This is a genomic window from Stenotrophomonas rhizophila, assembly GCF_000661955.1.
GTDB lineage: Bacteria > Pseudomonadota > Gammaproteobacteria > Xanthomonadales > Xanthomonadaceae > Stenotrophomonas > Stenotrophomonas rhizophila.
Map to the genome: position 1 here is coordinate 4,370,407 of NZ_CP007597.1, position 24,461 is coordinate 4,394,867.

Below are 24,461 nucleotides of genomic sequence, written 5' to 3' on the forward strand. Positions count from 1 at the left end.
TCTCCGCTTACCAGCTGATGCCGGCACCTGCCGAGACGCTCTGGTCGCTGCCACTGAAAGCACCGCCCAGCGAGACCGACACGTTCTTCTTCTCGCCGAGGATGCGCTGGTAGCCGACGGCCAATGCACTGCGACCGTTCTGCGACCCGATACCGGCGCCCAGGCGGTTGTCGCCGCTCAGACCAGCCGTATTGATGGCCATACCGGCGTAGGCCGCACTGATGGCACCCATCCGGTCGATGCGCTTGTCCATCGACTGGAAGCGGCTGTTGGACCAGTCATGCTCGGCCTTGAAGCGGTCATCCATCTGCTGCAGATTGACTGCGTCAGTGCCCTGGATACCCGCGGCGACATTGCTGACAACACGTTCCGAGCCCGCCGAGCCCATCGACACCTCATTGTCCCGGGTGGTGGTAGATCCGCTGCCGATGGCAACCGAGTTGTCGTTCGTCACCTTCGCACCCTCACCGATGGCAACCGAGCCGGTACCACTGGCCGCGCTGCCCTCGCCGACGCTGATCGCGCCAGTGCCACCGGCCGAGCTGCCACCACCGACGCTGATGGAACCGGTGCCGGCCGAGCTGCCACCGCCGACGGCGATCGAGCTGTCGCCCTCCGCCTTGCTGCCGTCGCCGACGCTCACCGCACCTGAACCGCCGGCCGAACCGCCGCCGACAATCAGCGCACCTTCGCCAGCACCCGGGCCAACCAAACCGCCCTCGGCTGCACCGTCGCCGGCAGGATTGCCGTTGCCGTTGCCGTTGCCGTTGCCGTTGCCGGAACCATTGCCGCTCCCAATCGAGCCCTCGGCAATGCCCTTCTCAATGGTGCCGACACGGCCATCCAGCCCATCCATCCTGCCCTGGATAGCGGCATTCATGTCGAACAGCTGGCCACCGTTGATCGCTTCCATGCTGCCCGCGCCGATGAACCCGCTGGCGACGTTGGCCAGCACGGTTCCCTGGCTACCGCCCAGGGTGGCACGCGACAGATCGGCACCGTCGTAGGTCAGCACGCTCAACGTCTGGCCACTGACCGGATCGATCGCACCGGCTGCACGCAGCTGGGCAATCGTCACCACGTCGTCTTCCTCCGTGCCGTTGGCAACACCGCTGACGCGACGCTTGCCGTCGGTACCTTCCATGTCGACGAGGGTTCCGCCCTGCGCTGCAGCGACCTGCACATTGCCGGTCACCTGATCAACGGTGACCAGACCGGACGTACCGTTGGACAGTTCCTTGATGGTCGTGCCCAGCGTGGTGAGCTCGGTTGCGTTGGTGGTCGTGCGGTCATCTATGTTGGTGATGGCATCGCCGAAGTTGGTCACCGTGGTCCCACCAACCGTGTAGCTCGGCTGGGAGACAGTGCCGTCCGCGTTGACGACCGAACCGCCACCGATGGCTGCGGCCACACTCTGTGCAGTGCCCTTCAGCTGGGCAACATTCACCGCATCGCCTTCGGCGCTGCCTGCAGCAACGTTGGTCAGCGTGCGTGCTTCGTTGTCACTGTTGGCAAAGTCGACCGTGGTGCCCGCCTGGGCCGAAGCCACCTTCACGGTGTTGGACGCCGCATCGAAGGTGACCATGCCACTGGTGCCTGCCGTCAGCGCCTCGAACTGCTTGCTGAGGTTGGTCACGCTGCTGCTATTGCCCGTGACACGCCCATCCAGGTCGGTGAGCGAGGTGTCCACTGCAGCGAAGGTGTCGCCGACGTTGCTGTAGCGGCCGCCACCGATCGTGAAGCTCGGCGCGGTGACGGAACCGTCTGCCGCAATGGAGGCGCCTCCGCCGATCGCGGCGGCAACACGCTTCACCTGGCCGACGTTGGCCGCGTCGGTGTCTGCGCTACCCGCCTTGACGTTGGAGAGGATCGTACCCTCGGCGCCCGCCAGGCTGACCGTGCCTTTGTCGGCATCGGTGTAGGCCACAGCCAGCGGATTGGCTGCACCACCGCTGCCACCGTTCTCACCCACGTACTTCTTCAGCTGGCTGAAGTTGACAGCATCGGTCTCGGCCGTGCCAGCCGCCACGTTGGTGATCTGCCGCTCATTGTTCAAGCTGCCGACCGACACCGTGTTGGCGCGGAGGTTCGTGCTGCCGCTGCCCAGCGACATCGCATTGGTCGCACCAGCACCCACGCTGGCGTTGCGGCCAAAGGCCATGGAGTTGGTAGCGGTGGCATCGATGTTGGCCAGGTTGCCGATGGCCACTGCGTTGTCGGCGTTTGCTCGGGTGTTGTTACCCAATGCAACGGCATTCAGGCCCGCCGAACGCGCATTGGCGCCGACCGAGAGCGTGTAGGCACCCGTGGCACGCGCACCGTTGCCCAGCGCCGTGGAATTGTCGGCCTCGGCCCGGGCGGAGCCCATCGCGAGAGCGCCCTGACCTTCGGCGTAGGCGCCACCGCCAATCGCCGCAGCCTGCGAACCCTTCGCGTAGGAGGCGCCACCAATCGCCGTGGCAATACTGCCGATGGCGCTGCTCGATGCACCAATGGCCACAGCGGAGTTGTTCAGATCAACTACAGCCGCTTCGGAGCCTTCCGGGGCGTCGATCTTGATGAATGAATCGTCCACGACGCCGCGTGCATCCAACGCGGCGAAACGGCTGTCCACATCCTTGAGCGCGCTCTGGGTCCGCGTGTTCTGGCCGGACACCATCGACACCAGCTGGCGGTAGTTGACCGCGTCGTAGTTGCCCTCACCGTCGGCAACATTGGTGATGCGACGTTTCTGGTCACTACTGCCAACGGACACCGTGTTGTTCTGGTCGGCGACCGAGTTGATGCCGATGGCAACCGAACCGAACGCACTTACCTTGGCCGCCGTGCCGCCGCCCTTGCCACTGAACCACGGATTTGCGGTTGCAGCGGTCAGCTGGCTGACATTGACCGCGTCGCTGCTGTCCACGCCAGCGGCGAGGTTCTTCAGGCGGACCGGTTCACTGCCAGCGATCTTGCCCAGCGTCACCGAACCATAGTTGGTCGAACCGTCCTTGTTCTGGCCGTAGACAACAGCGGCCAACGCATTGCCCTTGTCGTCCACCAGGCCCGTGCCGGACAACTTTTCGTCCAGCTGCTTGGCGCGGCCATCCAGGTCAGACAGCGAGGTGTTGACGGCGCCGAAAGCACTGCCCACGTCGCCGTGCTTGGTGGTACCCACGGTGTAGCTCGGTGCCGCAATGCTGCCGTCGGCCTTCACGGTGGAACCACCGCCCAGGGCTGCTGCCACCGAAGCGGCGGTGCCCTGCAGCTGCGCACCATTGATGGCCTCGCTGCTGCCGGCATTCACTGCACCTGCAGCGACGTTCTTCAGCTTCACTGCTGTGCCCGCGTCACCTAGGGTGACCGACGTGTGGTCGACCGTGCCGTCCTTCTTCTGGTCATAAGTGACGGCAGCCAGCGCATTGCCGTCCTCACCGACCAGGCCTGCATCTTCGAACTTGAAGGACAGGTCATTGGTGACTTTCTTCAGATCGGTCAGCGATGTATCGACCGCGCCGAGGGCGCCGCCCACGCTGGCATGCTTGTTGCCACCGATGGTGTAGCTCGGAGCCGAGAGGGTGCCGTCCGGCTTGACCTGGCTACCACCACCCAGCGATGCGGCAACAGACGCCGCATTGGCCTGCAGCTGAGCGCCGTTGATGGCCTCGGTGCTACCGGCGGCTACCGAACCAGCGGCCACGTTCGACAGCTTCACCGCAGCATCCTTCGAGCCCAGGGTCACGGATGCATAGTCAGCCGAACCATCCTTCTTCTGGTCATAGGTTACGGCAGCCAGGCTCTTGCCATCTTCGCCCACCACGCCCATACCTGCGAGCTGCTCCGCCATGGACTTGGCACGGCCATCCAGATCGGTCAGCGAGCTGTTCACCGCACCGAAAGCGCCGCCGACGTCGCCGTACTTGCCGCTTCCCACGGTATAGCTCGGCGCAGTCAGCGTGCCGTCAGCCTTCATCACCGCGCCGCCGCCCAGAGCCGCCGCCACGGAAGTGGCCGTCCCCTGCAGCTGTGCACCGTTAATGGCGTCCGTGCTCGCGGCGGTCACCTTGCCGGCGGCCACGTTCGAGAGCTTCACAGCAGTGTCCGCATTGCCCAGCGTCACCGACGCGTAGTCCGCCGAGCCGTCCTTCTTCTGGTCATAGGTCACTGCCGCGATGGCGTTGCCCTTGTCATCCACCAAGCCACTGTCGGCAAGCTGCTCGGCGAGACCATTGGTCCGGCCATCCAGCGCCGTGACCGACGTGTCCAGAGCGCCCAGCGCGCCGCCGATGGAGGCATGCGGCTTACCAGCCACGCTGTAGCTCGGCGCCGAAAGGGTGCCGTCGGCCTTGACCGTCGAGCCGCCGCCAAGTGCGGCCGCAACCGACGCGGCCGTGCCCTGCAGCTGCGCACCATTGATGGCGTCGGTGCTGGCGGCGGTTACCTTGCCGGCGGCCACGTTCGACAGCTTCACCGCAGTGCCCGGCGTGCCAAGGGTCACCGACGCACGGTCAGCCGAACCGTCTGCTTTCTGGTCATAAGTGACCGCTGCCAGTGCGTTGCCCTTGTCGTCTACCAGACCGGTGTCCTTGATCTGGCTGGCCAGTTCGTTGGTGCGGCCATCCAGGTCCGTCAGCGACGTATCCACGGCACCCAGAGCGCTGCCGACGGAGCCATGCTTGTTGCCACCCACGGTGTAGCTCGGCGCCACGAGGGTGCCGTCGGCCTTGACCGTGGAGCCGCCACCCAGGGCCGCTGCCACGGAAGCAGCCGTGCCCTGCAGCTGAGCGCCGTTGATGGCGTCGGTGCTGGCAGCGGTCACCTTGCCGGCGGCCACGTTCGAGAGCTTTACGGCGGTGCCCGGCGTGCCGAGCGTCACCGAAGCCCGGTCAGCCGAACCATCCGCCTTCTTGTCGTAGGTCACGGCCGCCAAGGCGTTGCCCTTGTCGTCCACCAGGCCGCTGCCCTTGATCTGGCTGGCCAGGTCATTGGTACGGCCGTCCAGATCGGTCAGCGAGGTATCCACAGCACCCAGAGCGCTGCCGACGGAACCATGCTTGTTACCGCCCACGGTATAGCTCGGCGCCGCGAGGGTGCCGTCGGCCTTGACCGTCGAGCCGCCGCCCAGCGCGGAGGCAACCGAGGAGGCCGTGCCCTGCAGCTGTGCGCCGTTGATCGCTTCGGTACTGGTGGCCGAGACGGCGCCAGCCTTCACGTTGCTGATCGTCGTGCCGTTTTCGCCGGCCAAGGCGAGCGAGGCTTTCGTTTCATCGGCGTACGACACCGTCAGCGGACCACCACCATTGGAACCGACGAAGCTCTTCAGCTGGCTGAAATTGACGGCGTCGGTGTCAGCGGTACCGGCCGCCACATTCGTGATCTGCCGTTCGTTCTTGAGGCTGCCGACCGACACCGTGTTGGCACGGGTATTGGTCGTGTTGCTGCCCAGCGACATCGCATTGGTCGCGCCAGCGCCCACGCTGGCGTTACGGCCAAAGGCCATGGAGTTGGTGGCCGTGGCATCGATGTTGGCCAAGGTGCCGATGGCCACTGCATTATCAGCGTTCGCGCGGGTGCTGTTACCCAGGGCAACGCCATTCATGCCCGCTGAGCGCGCGTTGGCGCCAATGGCCAGCGTGTAGGCACCGGTGGCACGCGCACCGTTACCCAACGCCGTGGAATTGTCGGCTTCGGCCCGTGCGGAGCCCATCGCCAGAGCGCCCTGACCTTCGGCGTAGGCGCCACCACCAATCGCCGCAGCCTGCGAACCCTTCGCGTAGGAGGCGCCACCAATCGCCGTGGCAATACTGCCGATGGCGCTGGTCGATGCACCGATGGCCACAGCGGAGTTGTTCAGATCGACGACAGCCGCTTCGGAGCCTTCCGGAGCATCGATCTTCAGGAACGGGCTATCCAAACCGACACGGCCCGTCTGCTCGCTCAGTGCCGACAGGCGCGTGTTGACGTCCTTCAGTGCACGCTGGGCGCTCGAACTGGCGTTACCCACCAGTGCCGTAACCTGGCCATAGGTTGCGGCATCGCTTTCTTCCTGGGCCGACGCCAGGTTCGTGATGCGACGCTTCCCCGACGCCGAGCCCACCGACACGGTGTTGGCCTGGTCGGCCACCGAGTTGATGCCCAAGGCCACCGAGTTGAAGCCGGTCGCCTTGGCTGCCGTGCCACCGCCCTTACCGGCCAGGAAGGTGCTTTCGGCCGGCGTTGCGTTGGCCATGGCGTTCTTGAGCTGGGTCATGTTGACGGCGTCGGTATCATCCGTGCCCGCCGCTACGTTTTTGAGCGAAACGGCACCCTTGCCGTTGCCCAGCGTCACCGAGCCGTAGTTGGTCACGCCCTTGATATCGCGATCGTAGCTGACAGCGGCCAGTGCCTTGCCGTCGGCTGCCACCAGACCACTGCTTGCAAGCGTTTCCTTCAGTGCGCTGGTGCCTGCGTCAAGGCTGGTCAGCGCATCGCCCAGATTTTTCTGTTCCTTGCCGTCAACCTTGTAGGTCGGCCCGGTGACCGCGCCCGTGTTGGGATCAATGGCTGCGCCACCGCCCAGGCCGGCCACCAGCGGCGACAGCTGGCTGACATTGACCGCATCGGTTGCAGCCTTGCCGGCGGCCACGTTGATGATGGTGCGCTTCAAGGTATCGTTACCGATCGAGAAGGAGTTGACCGACCCGGCCACCGAGTCCGAGCCGAGCGCGACGGCGTCTTTGGCGGTCGCTTTGCTACGGACGCCGATGGCAACAGAGTTGTCGCCCGACGACAACGCGCCAGATGCGATGACTACGCCCTCCGGGGTTTCGCTGATGCCACCGCCCAGCGCGACGCTGGCGGCACCTTCTGCTGTCGCGCCAAAGCCGACGGCTGTGGCGCGTTCGCCAGCAGCGTTTGCCTTCCAGCCAAGTGCAGAGGCCTTGGCGCCTACGGCAGAGGCTTCAATGCCAATGGCTGTGGAAGAGTCGCCGGTTGCTTTCGTGTTGCCACCGACCGCAACGCTGTACTTGGCTGCGTTCGCGCCCCGGCCAACTGCTACCGCCCCGGCGCCGCCTGCGACTGCGTTTCCGCTGGAACTGGCACCGGTCGCGCCGAACTGCAAGAACGTATGAACATCATCCTGAGCAGCTTTCGTAAGGGCCGTGTTGAGCTGGCCGACGTTGACCGCGTCCGTGTTGGCGGTGCCAACGGCGACGTTCTTCAGCTTGACCGGACCAGTACCGTTGCCCATGGTGACCGAACCAAAGTTGGTTTCACCTTTGACATCCCGGTCGTAGGTCACTGGTGCGATGGCCTTGCCATCTTCGGCGAGCAGCCCGCTGCTGGTCAGCTTGTCCTTCAGCGCCTGGGCGTTATTGCCCAGCCCGGCGAGGGCTTCGCCGAGGTTCTGATCCTTGCCATCCACCTTGTAGGTCGGACCGGTAACCGCGCCGGTCGTCGGGTCGATGGCAGCGCCACCGCCCAAACCAGCGATAAGCGGCGACAACTGGCCAATCGTAGCCGCGTGAGTCGCAGCCTTGCCGGGCGCAACGTTGACAATGACGCGCTTCAGCGTTGTATTGCCGACAGAAACCGTGTCCGCCGCGCCAGCAATGGAAGCTGCACCCAACGCTACAGCCCTAGCACCACTGGCCTGTGCGTTCTTGCCGAGCGCCGTGGCGTCTGCCGCGTTGGCGATCGATCTTTCGCCGATCGCGGCCGCTCCATTGGCAGAAGACGTCGAACGGGTCCCGAGCGCGACGCCTCCCACTGCACCACTGGCAACAGTGGCGAATGAGCCAACGGCTGTTCCATCAACAGCGTACGCAGCCGACTGTGGGCCCACAGCGACCGCGCCCTCTTGTTGCGCGAGAGCCCTATAGCCGAGCGCTGCTGATTCCTTGTAGCTCGCCGTTGACCCTGTTCCAATGGCTACAGCATTTTCGCCATTTGCGGTCCCACCTAAGAATACGGCCCCGGTGCCAGCGCGTGGTGCAACGACACCAGCAGCATTAGCCGTATCCTCACAGCGCAGCCCGTCCTGAGACATTGTTTGTCCCGCGACACACTGCATCACTTCGGGCGAGTCAGCCGCCATCGCTGCACCTGCCGGCAGCGCCAGTGCAATCGCCATGGCCTTCGCCAACCGGGTGCGGCTCTTCTTGCCGCGCGAAACAGCGAGCTCGTGGGCGACTGCCCATGTGCCCGTCGAAATGTTGAAGATCAACTTGTATACAAAGTTCATGGAGTATCCCAGGAGCTGCGCGGCAAACTGCGCGTGAGAGTGGAGGGGCCTTGGTTCCGGTCTGACCGGATGGCTCCATCCTCCCCACCTGTCTCTCTGGGATATATCAGCGGTTTCTTAAAAATGCGTCTTAGGCTGGCTGCGAAGCCGATGTTACGTTGCCGTTAAGGCACGGCACTGTCCTAGAAGGGGTGACAGGCCTGCGCCCATAGTTCGTGCAGGCTGCTGCGCCCATAGTTCATGCAATCGACACCAACTACGGGGACATGGCTAATCGGCCTACCACTCAAGTTCCCTGAACGGGCGCCTCATTCATGTACCGGTCAGTTCAATATTCAGGAGCGATTGGGACGACAAATGAATAATTAACACCTGTCGACCGCCCCTTCTCTCCCCCTCCCAAGGGGGGCGGTTCGGCAAAACCAAAAATAATTAAAGGTGTCCCGATGATGAAGTCTTCCTTGCTTGCCCTGGGTCTGCTCGCTGCTCTGCCGTTCGCTGCGTCTGCAACCGATGGCCTGTCGTACAACTATGTTGAAGGCGGCTACGTGAACACCGATGCCAAGGGTGGCGACGCTGACGGTTGGGCCGCGAAGGGCTCGGTCGCCGTGGCGCCGAACTTCCACGTCTTCGGCGATTACAACTCGCAGGAAACCAAGCGTGGCAGCAACGACGTTGACCAGTGGCGCGTCGGCGTGGGCTACAACTACGGCATCGCCCCGACCACCGACCTGGTGGCGCGCGTTGCCTACCAGAAGCTGGACATCAAGCACGGCCTGGACTTCAACGGCTATGCCACCGAAGTGGGCGTGCGCACCGCGTTCACCCCGAACTTCGAAGGCTACGCGCTGGCCGGCTACGAAGACTTCGGCAAGAAGCACGGTATCAACCCGGACGGCGAGTTCTACGGCCGCGTCGGCGCCCAGGCCAAGCTCAACCAGAACTGGGGCCTGGCTGGCGAAGTGAAGCTGGCCAAGGGCGGCGACAAGGAATGGTTCGTCGGTCCGCGCTTCACCTGGTAATACAGTTTCACCGCGGTACGTTGTTGGATGGCGCGGTCTCTCTCCCCTGCGCCATGAAGCCCGGCTTAGGTCGGGCTTCACTTTCACGGCAGCCGACCAACGGTCGGCTCTACCTGTGTTGGGCCGTCGCATTTTTTGCGCGGACAGCAGCCGACCAATGGTCGGCTCTACCTGCAGGGCCGCCGCGTTCTTTGCGGTTGGCATGGCGACACCCTCGTCGGTACGCCACGAAAAAACCCGGCCATGTGCCGGGTTTTTTCGTTTCCGGGGGCGGTGTGTCCGGGCGTCGGTGCCTACAAAAAACCCCGGCGTTTGCCGGGGTTTTCGTGGATCACTTGAACAGCGTGTCCGGATATTCCGGCTTCTGTTCGCGCGCCAGCAGCGCACGCAAGCCTTCTTCCGGGGTCTGCTCGCCGTGCAGCACCGCGCGCACCCGATCGGAGATCGGCAGGTCGATGCCGTGGCGGCGGGCCTGGCGCATGACTTCGTCGGCGGTCTGCACCGACTCCACCACCTGGCCGATTTCACGCACGGCGTCCTGCAGGGTCTGGCCGCGTCCCAGCGCCAGGCCGAGACGACGGTTGCGCGACAGATCGCCGGTGCAGGTGAGCACCAGGTCGCCCAGGCCAGCCAGGCCCATCAGGGTTTCCGGCTTGGCCCCGATCGCCGCGGCCAGCCGCAGCATCTCGTTGAGGCCGCGGGTGATCAGGCCGGCACGGGCGTTCAGGCCCAGCTGCATGCCATCGGCCACGCCGGTGGCCACGGCCAGCACGTTCTTCATGGCCCCGCCCAGTTCGGCGCCGACCATGTCGTCACCGGTGTAGGCGCGGAACGCCGGGCCGTGCATCGCGTCGGCCACCTGCTGGGCGAATGCCGGCGCGTCACCGTGTACGGTGATCGCGGTGGGCAGGCCCTCGGTGACTTCCTTGGCGAACGACGGACCGGTCACCACCGCCAGCGGCACGTCCGGCCCGAGGACCTCGCGCGCTACTTCGTGCAGGAAACGGCCCGACCCGGGCTCGAAGCCCTTGGTTGCCCAGGCCACGCCGGCATTGGCCGGACGCAGCGGCGCCAGCGCGCGCACGGTTTCACCGAAGGCGTGCGACGGCACCACCACCAGGATCCAGGTGGCGTCGCTGACGGCAGCGGCCAGGTCGGTAGTGGCACGCAACGCCGCCGGCAGCGGAATCCCGGGCAGGTAGCGGGTGTTCTCGTGGCGCTGGTCGATGGCCTCGACCATGGCCGCATCACGCCCCCACAGCACGGTCGAATGACCGTGCCGGGCAAGCAGACTGGCCAGCGCCGTGCCCCAGGAGCCGGCGCCGAGAACCGCGATTTTTTCTGCGTGGGTGCTCATCGCAACGACAGCAGCGCCGATCAGGCGTTGCCGGCCGGCTCGGAGTCGGCCAGCGAGGTTTCACCCTGCTCCTGGCGCTGACGCAGGGTGTCGGCGTACAGGCCTTCGAAGTTGATCGGCTGCAGGAAGAACGGCGGGAAGCCGCCGGCCTGGATCAGCTCGCTCACCAGCGAACGCACGTACGGGAACAGGATGTTCGGGCACTGGGTGCCGAGCAGCACGTCGATCGACTGCGGGTCCAGGCCGACCAGGCCGAACACGCCGGCCTGCTGCACTTCGGCCACATAGGCGGTCTTGTCGCCGGCCTTGCAGGTCAGGGTGACGGCCAGCACGACTTCAAAGGCGTTCTCGCCCAGGCGCTGCACGCGCTGGTTGAGGTTGAGCTGCAGTTCCGGCTGCACGGCTTCGTTGAACACGGCCGGCGCATTGGGCGACTCGAACGAAACGTCCTTGACGTAGATCTTCTCGACGGTGAACGCGGGGCCGGTGGCGGCGTCGGCCGGCGCGACGGCGCCGTTGGTGGTCTCTTCGGACATTTCCTGTAGCTCCAAGAATGAATGCAATAAGAATGGATTGTTACATGCCCTGCTATGCGGGCGTGTGGCGCCGCGCACAAGGCATGCAGCGCAATCGCGCGGAAATCAGTTGCGGCCCTTGACCAGCGGCAACTCGGCCTGCTGCCAGGCCGGAATGCCGCCGTCGAGCACGTTGACCTGCTCGAAACCGGCCTTCTTCAGCGCCTTGGCGGCGGTTTCCGAGGCGTTGCCGGTGCGGCACAGCAGCACCACCGGGCTCTGCTTGGCGTTGGCCACCAGCTTGTGCTCCGGGCCGAACGCGCTGGGCTGCACATTGCGGCTGCCGGCGATATGGCCCTTCTCGAAATCGCTGCTGGAGGACAGATCGACCACGATCGCGCCACCGGCATTCATCAGGTGGGTCAGTTCGGCCGGCTTGAGCGACTTGAAGCCCCGGAACAGGCGGCGTACTTCGGTGACGATGATGGCCACGGTCAGCCCGACCAGGGCCATCGACAACATCGGGTTTCGGCCGGCAAAGGCCAGCAGCTCTTCGTAATTCACTAAGATCACGGGTCGATAATCGGGCGCCGATTGTCGCACATGCGGGCGAATCGGCGTCCAGCCCCCGCCTGGGCGGGACTCAGCGTTCGGCGATCATGGCTTCAGCCGGGCAGAGCCCGGCTCTACGAGGCTCAGAGCTCCTGCCAGAGGTCCGGCAGGCCGTTGGCCTGGAGCCAGCGCTTGCCCTCGGCGTCCCAGCGCCAGATTTCCTTCACGCGCATGGTGCGCTCGGCCTGGGTGTTGTTGTTGATCACCCGCACCTCGGCGTTGCGCCCCACCCGGCCATCGGGCAGCGGCACGTTGTCGCCGGCCCGATAGCTGGAAATCTTCACCTGCTCGAAGCGGCGCAGCTCCAGGTCGGTCAGCGGGTGCACCTTGGCGTATTCCGGGTCCAGGTACGGCAGGGCGTCCTCGACGGTACCCCAGCGCATCGTGGAGTCGTACTTGACCTGGGTCTCTTCCAGCTCCTTGCGCTGTTTCTTGGTGGTTTTCGGCTCGGCGGCCAGCGCGCTCACGCTGGTCAGCGCGAACACGGTCAGCAGCAGGATCTGAAACAAACGGCGCATGCGAATTCCCCAATCGGCAAGGCGCCCATCCTACCGCCTTGCGAAGGCCACGAAACGCCCGGTCAGTTCAGCGGCCGGCTTGCCCGCGGTGCCGGGCTGGCGGGCCACCAGCCCGATCCGGGCCTTGCCGCGCTGGGCGAAGGTGGCCAGGAAGCCGTCCCAGTCGGCCGGGTCGGCGGCCTGGGCCTGGGCGTGCAGGTCCTCGTAGACCGGAGCCAGGTACCGCACGTGGCTGTCGGCCACGTAAACGTCGGCATCGAACCCGGCCAGGCGCAGGCGCAGGGTCACCAGCGCCCACCCGGACAGGGTCAGCGCCGACGCCAGGCTGCCACCGAATGCATTGCCCTTGTCGTTGACGTTGGCCGCCAGCGGCGCGCCCAGGTCGAGCATGCCGTCGCGGTAGGACACCACGCGGATCTGCATGGCCGCCACCGGGGGCATCCGGTCCAGCACATGCTGCAGTTCGGCCAGGTGCGCGGTCAGGGATTCAGGATTGGACATCGATACGACAACGTGACGGCAAAGGGCTCGCATAATGCCCGCAATGAAGAGCGATGCACATGTGCCGGAATGGACCCTGATTTCACTGCGCCCGCGCGGCCAGCATGCGCCGTTGCGGCGGGCTGCGCAGGCCGTGGGCGCCACGGTGGTGGCGCTGTCGCCGTGGGCGCTGCAGGTGCGCAACGACGACGCCAGCCGCGCCCGGTTGGCGCGCGCGCTGGCCGCCCAGCGGGTGGTATTCAGCAGCCCGGCGGCGGTGCACGCCGCCGCGCGCCTGCTGCCCTTGGACGCGGCGCGTGCCGGTATCTGGCTGGCGGTCGGCGCCGGGACCGCGGCGGCACTGCGCGCCCATACCGCCGGCCCGGTGCTGGCACCGGCGCGGATGGACAGCGAAGGCCTGCTGGCCTTGCCTGAACTGGCCACTCTGGACGGGCTCGACGCGGGCCTGGTCACCGCCCCCGGTGGCCGCGGCATCATCGCCGCCACCCTGGTCGCGCGCGGCGCCACGCTGCACCGTGCCGACGTCTACCAGCGGGTGCCGCTGCCCTTGCCGCCGCGCGCCCTGCAGCGGCTGCGCCGCCGTGCCGCGCCGTGGGTGGTGGCACTCAGCAGTGGCGAGGCGCTGGACCTGCTGCTGGCCAAGGCGCCGCCGGACCTGCTGCCACGCCTGCGTGCCTCGCTTGTGGTGGCCGCCAGCGCGCGGCTTGCGGATCAGGCCCACGCGGCCGGCTTCGCCCACGTCCGCGTCGCCGAAGGCCCCCTACCACGCCAGCTGGTGCAGGCCGCACACGCGGCGATCATCACTTCCGCATCTACCTGAACAGGCGACGCTCCCGGCCTTGCGGGCCGCGCGCACGCCGGGTGATGCTGTGCACCACGTCGCACGCCAGCTTGTGGACACCCCGGCGCGCGCGACAAGGATGCCCGCATGACTGACGACGTTTCGCCACCGCCTGACCCCCGTTCCCTGCGCTGGATCGTGCCGCTCGCGGTCGTGCTGGTGATTGGCGTGGGCGTGGCCTGGGGCTGGACCCGCTGGCAGGCCGAACAGGCCCGCGCCGCCCAGGCGCAGGCCGATGCCGGGCTGCAGCTGCAGGGCCTGGTGGACAGCGTGGAAGCGCTGCGCCGCGACCAGCGTTCGACCTCGCAACGGGTGCAGGACGCGGCCGCCACCAACCGCGTGCTGCGCGATGAAATGCTGGGCCTGAGCCAGCGCAACGCGCTGCTGGAAGACAACCTGGCCAAGCTGGCCGACAGCACCCGCCATGGCGCGCAGGCGCTGCAGCTGGAAGAGACCGAACTGCTGCTGGGCCAGGCCGCACAGCGCCTGGCCTACGCCGACGACGTGGACGGTGCCAAGCGGCTGTATGCGCTGGCCGCCACCACCCTGGCCGATGTGCAGGGCAACGACTATCTCAACCTGCGCCAGGCATTGATGCAGGAACGCAATGCGGTGGACGCGCTGGGTCCGGGCGTGCGTGCCACCACCGGCGCGCAGCTGGCCGCGTTCGCCACGGCGTTGGAACAGGTCCCCGAACAGGTGGATGCCGGTGCCGGTGCAGCCGCCGGCACGCCGTGGTGGCATCAGGTGTTGGCGCCGTTCGTGACCATCACCCCCACCCGCACGCAGGGCCCGTTGACCGACGCCGAACGCGTGGCCGGCTGGGATTCCCTGCAGCTGGAACTGACCCTGGCGCGCGCAGCGGTGGAGCGCGGCGACCAGGAGGGCTTCACCCGCGCCGTGGACCGCGTGGCGGCGTGGCTGCCGCGACTGTGGCCGGATTCACCCGCCCTGCGCGAGCGTCGTGCTGAACTGCAGCAACTGCGTACGCGCGTGCTGCATCCTGCGGTACCCGAACTGGGCAGCACCTTGCAGCAACTGCGCGCGATGCGCGATGGAGATGACCGATGAAACCCTTCCAATCCCTGGTGGTGCTGTTGTTGGCGGTAGCCCTTGGCGTGATCGCCTCGCAATTCCTGGGCACCGAACAACTGCGCCAGTTCGGCGAAGTGATCTACCGCTACGGCGGCAACGACTACCGCTCCACGGTGCCGCAGGTGGCCTTGATGGTGCTGGTGGGCCTGCTGGTGCTGTGGCTGCTGTGGAGCCTGCTGGCCTCGCCGTTCCGTGCGTGGGGCCGCTACCGCCGCAAGCAGGGCCGCGCCCGCCTGATCGACGGCATCCAGGCGCACGAACAGGGCCAGTGGCAGCGGGCTGAAAAGCTGCTGGAAAGCGCGGCCGAAGACAAGGAAGTGACCGCCGTTGCAATGGTCACCGCGGTCCGCAGCGCACAGGCGCGCGATGACCAGGCGGCCGTGAACCAGTACCTGCAGCGCCTGGCCGGTGAAGACGCCACCCTGCACGCCCTGCTGCAGGCCGAACGCCTGCTGGTGCAGGAGCGCCCGGTGGATGCGATCAACCTGCTGGACACCGCCACCATTCAACCACTGCCGCCGCGCGGCCTGTGGCTGCGCACCGAAGCGCTGGCCCGCGCCGAGCGCGCGCATGAGGCGTACGGCCAGCTGGGCGCGCTGCGCAAACAGAAGGTCCTGCCCGACGAGGCCGTGGCCGAGCTGGAAACCCGCCTGGCGGCGCAGTCGCTGCTGGAAGCGGGCGACGTCAATGCGCTGGCCGCGCAATGGGAAGCCACCCCGAAGGCGCTGCGCAGCGATCCGGACGTGGTGTCGGCGTATGCGCTGCGTGCCGTGGCGCTGGACTGGGACGAACCGGCCCTGCTCAACATCGAGCAGGCGCTGGACACGCGCTGGGACGAATCGCTGGTGCAGTTGTACGGCCAGATGCCGGTGGACAAGCTGGCCACGCGCCAGGCCAACCTGCAGCGTTGGCTGGTCAACCAGCCGGCCAGCCCGGCATTGCTGCTGGCGCTGGGCCGTATCGCGACCCGCCAGCGCCAGCACAGCCAGGCCGAGGACTACCTGCACCGCGCGATTGCCGCCGGTGCCGGTCCGGCCGCGTGGGAAGCGTTGGGCCAATTGTTCGTGGAACGTGGCGAGCCGGCCTTGGCCGCACAGTGCTTCGCCAATGCGCTGCGCCAGCAGCGCGGCGACGACAGCATTGCACTGGCGCGCGCCGACGCGGTGGTCACGCCGCTGGGCCCGGTGGTTCCCGAGCGCGCCACGGTGGAAGAACAGTCGCTGATGTCGCAGCCGCTGCCGGTGCAGCCGTTGCAGTCGGTCGATCGCATTGATCCGGTGGATCCGGTCGTGCGCGATGACCGTGACGAATTCGGCAACCCGCGGTTGCCCTGATCGCGTACGCCGGATCCACGCATTCGGCAACCCGCGCTTGCCCTGATCGCGCACGCCGGATCCACGCATTCGGCAACCCGCGGTTGCACCGATCGCGCACGCCGGATCCACGCATTCGGCAACCCGCGGTTGCACCGATCGCGCACGCCGGATCCACGCATACGGCAACCCGCGGTTGCCCTGATCGCGCACGCCGGATCCACGCATTCGGCAACCCGCGGTTGCCCTGATCGCGCACGCCGGATCCACGCATACAGGTAGTGCCGGCCGCTGGCCGGCTCCACGCACACCCGTCCAAGGTTTATGAAGAGCCGGCCAGCGGCCGGCACTACCGGGCTTCGGTGGTTGTGCAGCCACCCATGGGGTGGCTCTACCCCCCATGAAAAAGGCCGCCCTTGGGCGGCCTTTCTCGTATTCGTTTCGGCGCGGATCAGCGTTCGACGATCGCCACCACGCCCATGCCGCCAGCGGTGCAGATCGAGACCAGCGCGCGGCCACCGCCGCGTTCGGCCAGCTGCTTGGCCGCCGTGGCGATCACGCGTGCGCCGGTGGCGGCGAACGGGTGGCCGGTGGCCAGCGAGGAACCCAGCGGGTTGATCTTGGCCGGGTCGATCCGGCCCAGCGGCGCGTCCAGGCCCAGGCGGTTGCGGCAGTAGTCTTCACTTTCCCACGCGCGCAGCGTGCACAGCACCTGCGCGGCGAACGCTTCATGGATTTCGTAGATGTCGAAATCCTGCAGGGTCAGGCCGTTGCGCTTGAGCATTTCCGGCACCGCAATGGTGGGCGCCATCAGCAGGCCTTCGCCGTGCACGAAATCCACCGCGGCCACCTGCGAATCGCGCAGGTAGGCCAGCGGTTCGTGGCCGTGCGCACGCGCCCATTCCTCGCTGGCCAGCAGCACCGCCGAGGCGCCGTCGGTAAGTGGGGTCGAGTTGGCGGCGGTCAGCGTGCCGCGACCGGACACCTTGTCGAAGGCCGGCTTGAGCGTGGCCAGCTTTTCCAGCGAGGTATCGGCGCGCAGGATGTTGTCGCGCTCGACGCCGCGGAACGGGGCGATCAGGTCGTTGAAGAACCCGCGCTCATAGGCGGCAGCCAGCTTCTTGTGCGACGACACCGCCCATTCGTCCTGCGAGTCGCGCGAGATGTTCCATTCCTTGGCCATGTCCTCGCAATGGTCGCCCATGCTCTTGCCGGTACGCGGCTCGGCCACCCCGGGGAATTCGGGCTTGAGCTCGCTGAGCTTGAAGCCGCGGGTCAGCGCCTTGAGCTTGTCGCCGGTGCTCTTGGCGCGGTTGGCCGCCAGCAGGCGCGCGCGCAGCTTCTTGCCGTACACGATCGGCACGTCGGAGGTGGTGTCCGAGCCGCCGCCGATGCCCGAGTCGATCTGGCCCAGCGCGATCTTGTTGGCCACCGCAATGATGGTGTCCAGCGAGGTGCCGCAGGCGCGCTGCATGGTGATGCCGGGCGTGAGCGGGGACAGGCCGGAGGACAGCGTGGCTTCGCGGCCCAGGTTCCAGTCGCTGGAATGCTTGATCACCGCGCCCATCGCCACTTCGCCGAGCTGCTGGCCGTGCAGGCCGAAGCGCTCGACCAGCGCCCCCAGCGTACGTACCGACATGCCGAGGTTGCCGACGTCCGAATAGGCCGTGTTCTGGCGGCAGAACGGGATGCGGACGCCACCGAGGATGGCGACGGGACGGGCGTTGGGCATGGAGATACCTGGCATGGGAGGGGTGTCTGCAACATGGCCTGCACGAGGGAGCAGGCATAATGGGGGCAAGTGTAGCTGCCGCCCTGTGATGGGCCAACCGTGAAACCATGAGCAAACCCGACCCCGGCATGAATGCCCTTGGCGTCTTGGCATTGGAACTGGCCGGCGGCGACGCGCCGCGCCATGCCGCGCTGTCCTCCGAACAGGCTGGCGAACTGGCCGAACGCGTCGGCCGCGACCTGGCCAAGCTGGTCCCCGGCGTCAGCGGGCTGGACTTCGTGTTCGCCGGCGCGCATTTCGATCCGGCCGAAGTACTGCGCCCGGGCTGGCCCGTGCACCGCCGCCTGGAAGAACTGCAGATGCGCGCCCCCGGCCGCAGCCAGGGCCCGCGCATGCTGGCCTTCGGTGCCGGTGCCGATGGTGATGTGCCGCTGCCCTTCCAGGCCGAGGCCGCGCTGACCGGCGGTGGCCTGCGCGTGGTGCCGTTCCTGCTGACCGGCACCGAAGTGGCGCAGACCCAGGCCGTGGCCGAGGCGCTGGAAGAGGTGCTGCTGGCCCAGGGCATGGCCCAGCCGGACACGGCGCTGCTGGCGCAGACGGCCTTCGGTGCGCAGATCGAGCACGCACGCTTCTTCACGGTGAACGATCTCGCCGCGATGATGTCGATGCAGTACGACAACCAGGGCCTGGCCGCCCTGTGGCCGGTGATCGAAACCGCTCTGATGGCGCCGCACGTTGAAGAATGGCTGGATGCCGCACCGGAGCCGCTGCTTCGATACGCTGATGGCGAAGTGCGTATGGCCCTGTTCGATCCCGCCGGCTGGTGCGCGTTCTACAACCACGGCACCGGCGATTGCGAGCGCCTGCAGGGCATCTACGACCAGTTCCTGATGCGCCAGCGGCAGATGGCCGCCGTGCTCGAAGCGCATGGCCTGCCGGTGTTGTTCGTGCATTGCGAAGCCGGCCAGGACGCGCGCGAGCTGCTCACCCGCTAACGGTAGTGCCGGCCGCTGGCCGGCTCCTCCGGGCATCGATAGCGATCATGGCAGCCACGCATGGCGTGGTTCTACCCGCGTTCCAAAAAAAAACGCCGGCAATCGCCGGCGTTTTTCGTTCTGCACCGCGTCGGTTACGGCGCGGCCTTGATCACCGCACAGGCCAGGCGCGCACCGGCGTTGCCGGTCGGCTGGGTCTTGTAGTCGTCCGCGTCGGCGTGGACGATCAGGCCACGACCAATGATGTCGAAATCATCGCCCTTGCCGATGTTGACGTTGGTGGACACATCCGCGTCGACCACGGCGTTGCCCTGTGCGTCGGCCTTGATGTTGGGCATGTCGCCGCCGTGGTGCGGGGTGGCGGCCACGCTGCCGTGGTCTTCCTTGCCCGGGTTGAAGTGACCGCCGGCGCTGGCGCCGTCCGGTGCGCTGCAATCGCCCTTCTCGTGGATGTGGAAGCCGTGCTCGGTGTTGGGCTTGAGGCCGCTGACCTCGCCCTTCACATGCACCTTGCCGTCCACCACGCTGAAGGTGACGTTGCCCTTGACGGTGCTGTCCTTGGTGGGGGCCAGTTCGGCGGCGGCGCCGTGGTTGGCGTGCGCTTCGCTGGTCATGGCCGGCGGTGCGTCGGGGGTTGATTCGGCGGTCGGCTGGGCGGCCGTGGCTTCAGCAGCCGGGGTCGCTTCCGGGGTGGTGTCGGCCGGCTTGTTGCAGGCGGTCAGGCCGAGCGCGGCGATGGCGGCGAACAGCGAGGTGTGGATCAGGCGCATGTGGAACTCCTTGCGGGTAGCGATGGAAAAAGCGGCGTCGGGCTGCGCGATCAGCGCGTGACCCGGATGACGCCGCAGGCGATTCTGGCGCCGGCATTGCCGGCGGGCTGGCTGCGGTAATCGTCGGCGTTGGCATGCACCACCAGTGCACGCCCTGCGATATCGGTGGCTGCGCCGCCGCCAAGCGTAACCGCTGGCAGCCGCACATCCACGTTGGCACGTCCCTGCGCATCGGCGCGCAGGTTGTCCATGTCGCCGGCGTGGTGCGCGCCGGCGCTGTTGCGGCCATGCGGCTGCGCGCCCGGGTTGAAATGTCCGCCCGCGCTGCTGGCATCCACCGCGCTGCAATCGCCGCGCTCATGCACGTGGAACGCTGCCGTCTGCAACGGCTGCAGGCCACCGATGACGCCGGTGATGTGCACGCCCTGCGCGTCGGGCACCAACGCCAGGCGCCCACTGACCAGGCTGGCCGACGCCGACGACAGGTTGGCTTCGGCCATTTTGGCCGTGCTTACCAGCGGCACCGGCGGGGCGGTGGGGCGCGGTGGCGGCGTGCTGCCGCAGGCGGCCAGGCCGAGGGCAACCGCTGCACCGAGGACGATGGAAGAACTGCGCATGGAAAACTCCTTGGTTGCAAACTAACGACGTGCTCGTCCACACACCATGAAAGCGGCACGGACGCCGTGCACACATGCCGTGGACATCTGGTTCATCCGCCCCGACGGCGCCCGGCGCCGAGTTTGCGGGTCAGGGTGTTGCGGCCCATGCCCAGGCGCGCGGCCGCTTCGGCCCGGCGCCCGTGGGTGATCTGCAGCGCCGCTTCCAGCAGTGCCTGGTCCACCCGGTCGCGCACCTGCGCGTGCAGGCCCTCGGCGCCTTCGGCCAGGCGTTGGCGCGCCCAGGCCGACAGCAGGGTTTCCCACTGGCCCGGATCGCCCGCCGCGCGGGTGCGCGGACCACCGCCGCGATGCAGCGCGCTGTCCACATCGGCCACCCCGATGGTGTCCGAGGCGGCCAGGGCCGCCATGCGCCAGCACACGTTCTCCAGCTCGCGTACGTTGCCGGGCCAGTCATGTTCGCGCAGCGCCTGCAGCGCAGCCGCCGTGAGCCGCTTGGGCGGCGTATCCAGCTTGCGCACCGCCGCGGCCAGGAAGGTATCGGCCAACTGGGTGATGTCGTCGCGACGCTCGCGCAGCGGCGGCAGGCGCAGCCGCACCACGTCCAGCCGGTGCAGCAGGTCGGCGCGGAAGCGTCCCTGTGCCACCAGCGACTCCAGGTCCTGGTGGGTCGCGGCGATCACGCGCACGTCGACCCGGATCAGCTCGCGCCCGCCCACGCGGAAGAACTCGCCCTCGGCCAGCACACGCAGCAGCCGCGTCTGCAGCGGCAGCGGCATGTCGCCGATCTCATCGAGGAACAAGGTGCCGCCGTTGGCCTGCTCGAAGCGGCCCACGTGGCGCCGTTGCGCACCGGTGAACGCGCCGGCCTCGTGGCCGAACAGTTCGCTCTCCAGCAGTTCGGAGGGAATGGCCGCGGTATTTAGCGCGACGAACGGCCCCTGCACGCGCGGCGACTCGTGGTGCAGCGCATGCGCCACCAGCTCCTTGCCGGTGCCGGTTTCGCCGTTGATCAGCACCGACAGCGGCGCCTGCGCCAGCCGCCCGATCGCGCGGAACAGCGCGCGCATGGCCGGGGTGTCGCCCACCAGCTGCGGGCGCTGGTCCGGCGCGGGTTCCACGGCCGCGGGCGCCGGTGCATCCACCAGCGCGTCCTGCTCGGGCAGCACGCGCTGGGCCAGCGCCACCGCATCGTCGAGATCGAACGGCTTGGACAGGAATTCCTGTGCACCGCCACGGAAGGCGCCGGCGGTGCTGGCAACGTCGGTATAGGCCGACATCACGATCACCGGCAGCTGCGGGTGCGCCGCCTTCAGCTTGTCCAGCAACACCAGGCCATCGTCGCCGGGCATGCGCACGTCGGTGAACAACAGGTCCGGTGGCGGCTGGGTGTCGAGCATAGCCAGCGCCGAGGCGGCGCCGTCGAAGCCCTCCACGCGGTAGCCGGCGTCGCGCAGCGCGGTACACAGCACGAAGCGGACCGCGCGGTCATCATCGACCACCCAGACGCGCTGGGCGGTGCTGTCGGTGTCATCCGCCATGGGCGGTCTCCTCGGCGGGCGTGCCGTGGCCGATCGGCAGCAGCACGGTGAAGACGGTATGCCCCGGTCGCGAACGGTAGGTCAGCGTGCCGCGGTGTTCGCGCGCCACCTGCTGGGCCAGCGCCAGGCCCAGCCCGGTACCTTCGGCACGGCCGCTGACCAGCGGCAGGAACAGGTGCTCGGCCAACTGCTCGGGTACGCCGCGGCCGTCGTCGGCGATCTCCAGGCGCAAGGCCAGCGGGTGCACCTGGTCGCCGATGCGCACGCCGTGCTCTACCCGGGTGCGCAGGGTCACGCTGCCGGCACCGGCCTGGATCGCGTTGCGCACCAGGTTCCACACCGCCTGGGTGAGGCGGTCGGCGTCGCCGTCGAATTCGGGAATGCTGGGGTCGTAGTCGCGCTGCAGCCGCACCGCCCAGCCGCCTTCGCTTTCGGCCAGGCGCAGCACGCGCTCCAGCGAGGCGTGGATGTTGAGCGGCGCGTGCGGCGCGGCCGGGGCCGGCGACAGCAGTTGTTCGAGCAGGCCGTTGAGGCGCTCGATCTCCGAGCCGATCAACTCGATCAGCTCGCGCTCGTCCGGGTCGCGCTCATCGGGGGCCCGCTGCGCATTGCGCTTGGCCAGCAGTTGGGCCGCGCCCTTCAGCCCTGCCAGTGGATTGCGCAGCTCGTGGGCCAGGCCCTTGAGCGCCGCACTGAGCGCGCTGGGCAGGGCCTGGGTCGGGTCCAGCCCGGGGAACTCGTCCACCGGATGCGCTTCGAGCAGCCACCCGCCTTCGTCCCACCGGCTCAGCCAGCCTTCGGCGAAACGCGGGGCGTCGCCCGGCAGGGCCAGGGCCAGGCGGTGCAGGCGCAGGGTGTCGCGCTCGTCACGGGCCAGGAAGTGCGCCAGCGCCTCGCCCTGCACTTCCAGCGAGGCCAGCGGCTGGCCAATCAAGCGGCGCACGCTGACGCCCAGCCAGCGGGCGAACGCCGGGTTGCAGCCCACCACGCGGCCACTGGCGTCGGCCCAGGCAACCGGGGTTCCCAGGACGTCGAGGGCGGGAGGCGCTAGTACGGAGGTCATTGCACCAATGTAGTGCAAAAGCGAAGGGGGTTGAATCACAAACAGCGGGCAACCGGGGACGGCACCGTGTCTCACGCGCCTCCATTCATCCTGGTCCGCCGGCCGGGGTAGAGCCGACCGTTGGTCGGCTACACAACGTCCCGGTAGAGCCGACCGTTGGTCGGCTACACAGCATCCCGGTAGAGCCGACCGTTGGTCGGCTGCTCCAGGTCCCATGTCGGGAAGCTCCACGAAGCACAGTTGGATCAGCGGCGCGAGCCCTGTTTACGCCACGTGACCTATTTACAATTGTGTGAGGCGTTGCTTGGCGGCATTGCCACGGTCACCACCGACCCGCCCAAGCGCAGTGGCGTAGCGGACGGTCGATAGCCGCGTATATCTGTTTCGACACAACGAGAGGAAGCATGCGCCCCCTGGTTGAGAGCATTCACTCACTTCGCCTCACGCACGTTGACGATCACGGTCACGACCGTCTTCCATCTCACGGGCCGGCAGTAGCCGTTCGGGATCGGTTGCTGGTTTCAGACCCGGATGGCCGCATGTTTGATGTAGTCGGATTGCCACACCAGCCGGTGCTGGTGCTTTACGGCGACCTGGGCTACAACTTTTCTCCCGATCTTTCCTCTTTCAGCCGCAATGCTGCCCAGACGCATGCGCTTGCCAAGGCCTGGTGTCGACAAACCAGATGCTTTGTCTTTCGGCTTTTCTCGGAAGAGAAACGCACATGGACAACGCTGGCCGCTCCACCTCCAGGCTGCGACGGCGCCCCGTTGACCGACGCTGTGCTGGGTGCCTGGGTCGGCGATGAGATTGTGGTGTTTTCCGTTCGGCCGCGATTCGGCCGCATCCTGCCGGAGGCCCTTTTCTGGAGCCGATACAACCGGGATGGCGAGATGATCGCAGGCAAACAACTGCTGCTGGCCTCCGAGAGAGGGTGGAGGTCGTTCACGGAACGGGACGTGTTCTGGTCAGCGGCTGCGGGTGATCGTGTCATCGCGTACGCATGGAACAGGTTTTTTGCACTCGATGGTGCGGGCGTTACCGAGCTGCCCGCGCCACGAGGGGTTGGCCCGGTACAGGCCCACGCTCCGTCCGGGGTCCGCGATGGAAGCATCCTGCTGTTCTCCCATACGGATGCTCATGACGAGGCATTCCTTTACGACATCGATCTGATGGATTGGAGTAGCAGCCGTCAAGATGTTTCTGCGCTGCTGAGAGGGCCACGTGGCTCAAGCGCCCGCTGGATGCCGGCGCAGGTGAACGTGGTACTGCTGCGTGACGACTGGGTTCTGCTGGATACCCATGACGGCGATCCCCTGAACCGCGTTGCCTGCTGGCTCTGGGAGCGGTCCACGAATCGAGCGTGGGGCGTACCCATGAAGGATGTTGGCGGACGGTACGGGCTCGCCTTCGACTATGTTGCCTCGTGCGACCGCTTCATCGCCAGTGACCGCAATGAGATCGCAGTCAGCCGAGCGTTTGAGGAGATAGTCAGAGATCTTCGGGCTGCGCCCGCGAAGGCGAAGATTCTTCCAGGACCCATCGTCGGTCCAGATAGCAGCTCAGATGGGCTGCCTTGATGTTCTCCAACATGATGCCGCTCCTGGGCGCTTTCGTCAGCAGCGCTGACCTGATCCTCGCTGTCTTCAGCACATGAAGCGAGAGTGGATTGCCCTGCCGCGGTCTCTTCCGCAATCGGTTGCGTGAGCGGAGAAGCTAGCAGGCGGTCGCGCGCCTGTAGCTGCAGTCTTCATGCTCCGTGC

17 protein-coding genes are annotated in these 24,461 nt (G+C 67.1%); 6 read left to right on the plus strand and 11 right to left on the minus strand.

Going from position 1 to position 24,461, the window contains the following annotated elements:
- Window positions 1-7: 7 nt before the first annotated feature.
- On the minus strand, window positions 8-8,206 hold the full coding sequence (locus DX03_RS19185) for an ESPR-type extended signal peptide-containing protein (RefSeq protein ID WP_081797288.1): 8,199 nt from the start codon (window positions 8,204-8,206) through the stop codon (window positions 8-10).
- Between the two features lie 449 nt (window positions 8,207-8,655).
- Between DX03_RS19185 and DX03_RS19190 the strand changes: the two genes are divergently transcribed.
- Window positions 8,656-9,228, plus strand: a complete 573-nt coding sequence (locus DX03_RS19190; RefSeq protein ID WP_038692680.1) for an OmpO family porin — start codon at window positions 8,656-8,658, stop codon at window positions 9,226-9,228.
- Between the two features lie 331 nt (window positions 9,229-9,559).
- On the opposite strand, the gene DX03_RS19195 is transcribed toward DX03_RS19190, so the two are convergent.
- From DX03_RS19195 to DX03_RS19215, 5 genes are all read right to left on the minus strand, one after another.
- A complete protein-coding gene (locus tag DX03_RS19195) occupies window positions 9,560-10,585 on the minus strand; it encodes an NAD(P)H-dependent glycerol-3-phosphate dehydrogenase (protein WP_038691287.1) in 1,026 nt (341 codons plus the stop codon).
- A gap of 20 nt (window positions 10,586-10,605) precedes the next feature.
- Window positions 10,606-11,121, minus strand: a complete 516-nt coding sequence (gene secB, locus DX03_RS19200) for a protein-export chaperone SecB (protein WP_038691289.1) — start codon at window positions 11,119-11,121, stop codon at window positions 10,606-10,608.
- Window positions 11,122-11,226: 105 nt separating this feature from the next.
- Window positions 11,227-11,664: a rhodanese-like domain-containing protein gene (locus DX03_RS19205; RefSeq protein ID WP_038691291.1), complete on the minus strand. Its 438-nt coding sequence runs from the start codon at window positions 11,662-11,664 to the stop codon at window positions 11,227-11,229.
- A gap of 131 nt (window positions 11,665-11,795) precedes the next feature.
- The gene (locus DX03_RS19210; RefSeq protein WP_038691293.1) at window positions 11,796-12,230 is read right to left on the minus strand and encodes a hypothetical protein; all 435 of its coding nucleotides are present in this window, start codon (window positions 12,228-12,230) and stop codon (window positions 11,796-11,798) included.
- A 30-nt stretch (window positions 12,231-12,260) separates the two neighbouring features.
- On the minus strand, window positions 12,261-12,731 hold the full coding sequence (locus DX03_RS19215) for a YiiD C-terminal domain-containing protein (protein ID WP_038691295.1): 471 nt from the start codon (window positions 12,729-12,731) through the stop codon (window positions 12,261-12,263).
- A gap of 43 nt (window positions 12,732-12,774) precedes the next feature.
- Here DX03_RS19215 and DX03_RS19220 point away from each other — a divergent pair, with 43 nt between their 5' ends.
- The 3 genes from DX03_RS19220 to DX03_RS19230 all read left to right on the plus strand — a co-directional run bounded on the left by DX03_RS19220 (window position 12,775) and on the right by DX03_RS19230 (window position 16,001).
- Window positions 12,775-13,551 (plus strand): uroporphyrinogen-III synthase, encoded by a 777-nt coding sequence (locus DX03_RS19220; protein WP_038691297.1) that lies wholly within the window; start codon window positions 12,775-12,777, stop codon window positions 13,549-13,551.
- Window positions 13,552-13,659: 108 nt separating this feature from the next.
- Window positions 13,660-14,643 (plus strand): uroporphyrinogen-III C-methyltransferase, encoded by a 984-nt coding sequence (locus tag DX03_RS19225; RefSeq protein WP_038691299.1) that lies wholly within the window; start codon window positions 13,660-13,662, stop codon window positions 14,641-14,643.
- Window positions 14,640-16,001 (plus strand): heme biosynthesis protein HemY, encoded by a 1,362-nt coding sequence (locus tag DX03_RS19230; protein WP_038691301.1) that lies wholly within the window; start codon window positions 14,640-14,642, stop codon window positions 15,999-16,001. The genes DX03_RS19225 and DX03_RS19230 overlap by 4 nt, the downstream gene beginning before the upstream one ends.
- Before the next feature lie 430 nt (window positions 16,002-16,431).
- Here the strand turns inward: DX03_RS19230 and DX03_RS19235 are convergent, their stop codons facing one another.
- Window positions 16,432-17,727: an acetyl-CoA C-acetyltransferase gene (locus DX03_RS19235; RefSeq protein WP_102100653.1), complete on the minus strand. Its 1,296-nt coding sequence runs from the start codon at window positions 17,725-17,727 to the stop codon at window positions 16,432-16,434.
- Between the two features lie 92 nt (window positions 17,728-17,819).
- Between DX03_RS19235 and DX03_RS19240 the strand changes: the two genes are divergently transcribed.
- A complete protein-coding gene (locus DX03_RS19240) occupies window positions 17,820-18,707 on the plus strand; it encodes a hypothetical protein (protein WP_038691305.1) in 888 nt (295 codons plus the stop codon).
- Between the two features lie 134 nt (window positions 18,708-18,841).
- Here the strand turns inward: DX03_RS19240 and DX03_RS19245 are convergent, their stop codons facing one another.
- The 4 genes from DX03_RS19245 to DX03_RS19260 all read right to left on the minus strand — a co-directional run bounded on the left by DX03_RS19245 (window position 18,842) and on the right by DX03_RS19260 (window position 22,698).
- On the minus strand, window positions 18,842-19,477 hold the full coding sequence (locus DX03_RS19245) for a superoxide dismutase family protein (protein WP_038691306.1): 636 nt from the start codon (window positions 19,475-19,477) through the stop codon (window positions 18,842-18,844).
- A gap of 50 nt (window positions 19,478-19,527) precedes the next feature.
- On the minus strand, window positions 19,528-20,094 hold the full coding sequence (locus DX03_RS19250) for a superoxide dismutase family protein (protein WP_038691308.1): 567 nt from the start codon (window positions 20,092-20,094) through the stop codon (window positions 19,528-19,530).
- A 92-nt stretch (window positions 20,095-20,186) separates the two neighbouring features.
- Complete coding sequence (gene ntrC / locus DX03_RS19255; RefSeq protein WP_038691310.1) at window positions 20,187-21,635, minus strand: nitrogen regulation protein NR(I); 1,449 nt, start codon at window positions 21,633-21,635, stop codon at window positions 20,187-20,189.
- A complete protein-coding gene (locus DX03_RS19260) occupies window positions 21,625-22,698 on the minus strand; it encodes a two-component system sensor histidine kinase NtrB (protein ID WP_038691312.1) in 1,074 nt (357 codons plus the stop codon). Before DX03_RS19260 ends, ntrC begins: the two co-directional genes overlap by 11 nt.
- Before the next feature lie 539 nt (window positions 22,699-23,237).
- Here DX03_RS19260 and DX03_RS19265 point away from each other — a divergent pair.
- On the plus strand, window positions 23,238-24,278 hold the full coding sequence (locus DX03_RS19265) for a hypothetical protein (protein ID WP_185753404.1): 1,041 nt from the start codon (window positions 23,238-23,240) through the stop codon (window positions 24,276-24,278).
- Window positions 24,279-24,461 lie beyond the last annotated feature (183 nt).

Bases quoted from the DNA above. Each gene is read 5' to 3' on its own strand.
- DX03_RS19230 (WP_038691301.1), top strand. From the start codon at position 14,640: ATGAAACCCTTCCAATCCCTGGTGGTGCTGTTGTTGGCGGTAGCCCTT.
- DX03_RS19190 (WP_038692680.1), top strand. From the start codon at position 8,656: ATGAAGTCTTCCTTGCTTGCCCTGGGTCTGCTCGCTGCTCTGCCGTTC.
- DX03_RS19265 (WP_185753404.1), top strand. From the start codon at position 23,238: ATGTTTGATGTAGTCGGATTGCCACACCAGCCGGTGCTGGTGCTTTAC.
- DX03_RS19240 (WP_038691305.1), top strand. From the start codon at position 17,820: ATGAGCAAACCCGACCCCGGCATGAATGCCCTTGGCGTCTTGGCATTG.
- DX03_RS19225 (WP_038691299.1), top strand. From the start codon at position 13,660: ATGACTGACGACGTTTCGCCACCGCCTGACCCCCGTTCCCTGCGCTGG.
- ntrC (WP_038691310.1), bottom strand. From the start codon at position 21,635: ATGGCGGATGACACCGACAGCACCGCCCAGCGCGTCTGGGTGGTCGAT.
- DX03_RS19215 (WP_038691295.1), bottom strand. From the start codon at position 12,731: ATGTCCAATCCTGAATCCCTGACCGCGCACCTGGCCGAACTGCAGCAT.
- DX03_RS19220 (WP_038691297.1), top strand. From the start codon at position 12,775: ATGAAGAGCGATGCACATGTGCCGGAATGGACCCTGATTTCACTGCGC.
- DX03_RS19235 (WP_102100653.1), bottom strand. From the start codon at position 17,727: ATGCCAGGTATCTCCATGCCCAACGCCCGTCCCGTCGCCATCCTCGGT.
- DX03_RS19185 (WP_081797288.1), bottom strand. From the start codon at position 8,206: ATGAACTTTGTATACAAGTTGATCTTCAACATTTCGACGGGCACATGG.
- DX03_RS19245 (WP_038691306.1), bottom strand. From the start codon at position 19,477: ATGCGCCTGATCCACACCTCGCTGTTCGCCGCCATCGCCGCGCTCGGC.
- DX03_RS19210 (WP_038691293.1), bottom strand. From the start codon at position 12,230: ATGCGCCGTTTGTTTCAGATCCTGCTGCTGACCGTGTTCGCGCTGACC.
- DX03_RS19260 (WP_038691312.1), bottom strand. From the start codon at position 22,698: ATGACCTCCGTACTAGCGCCTCCCGCCCTCGACGTCCTGGGAACCCCG.
- DX03_RS19250 (WP_038691308.1), bottom strand. From the start codon at position 20,094: ATGCGCAGTTCTTCCATCGTCCTCGGTGCAGCGGTTGCCCTCGGCCTG.
- DX03_RS19195 (WP_038691287.1), bottom strand. From the start codon at position 10,585: ATGAGCACCCACGCAGAAAAAATCGCGGTTCTCGGCGCCGGCTCCTGG.
- secB (WP_038691289.1), bottom strand. From the start codon at position 11,121: ATGTCCGAAGAGACCACCAACGGCGCCGTCGCGCCGGCCGACGCCGCC.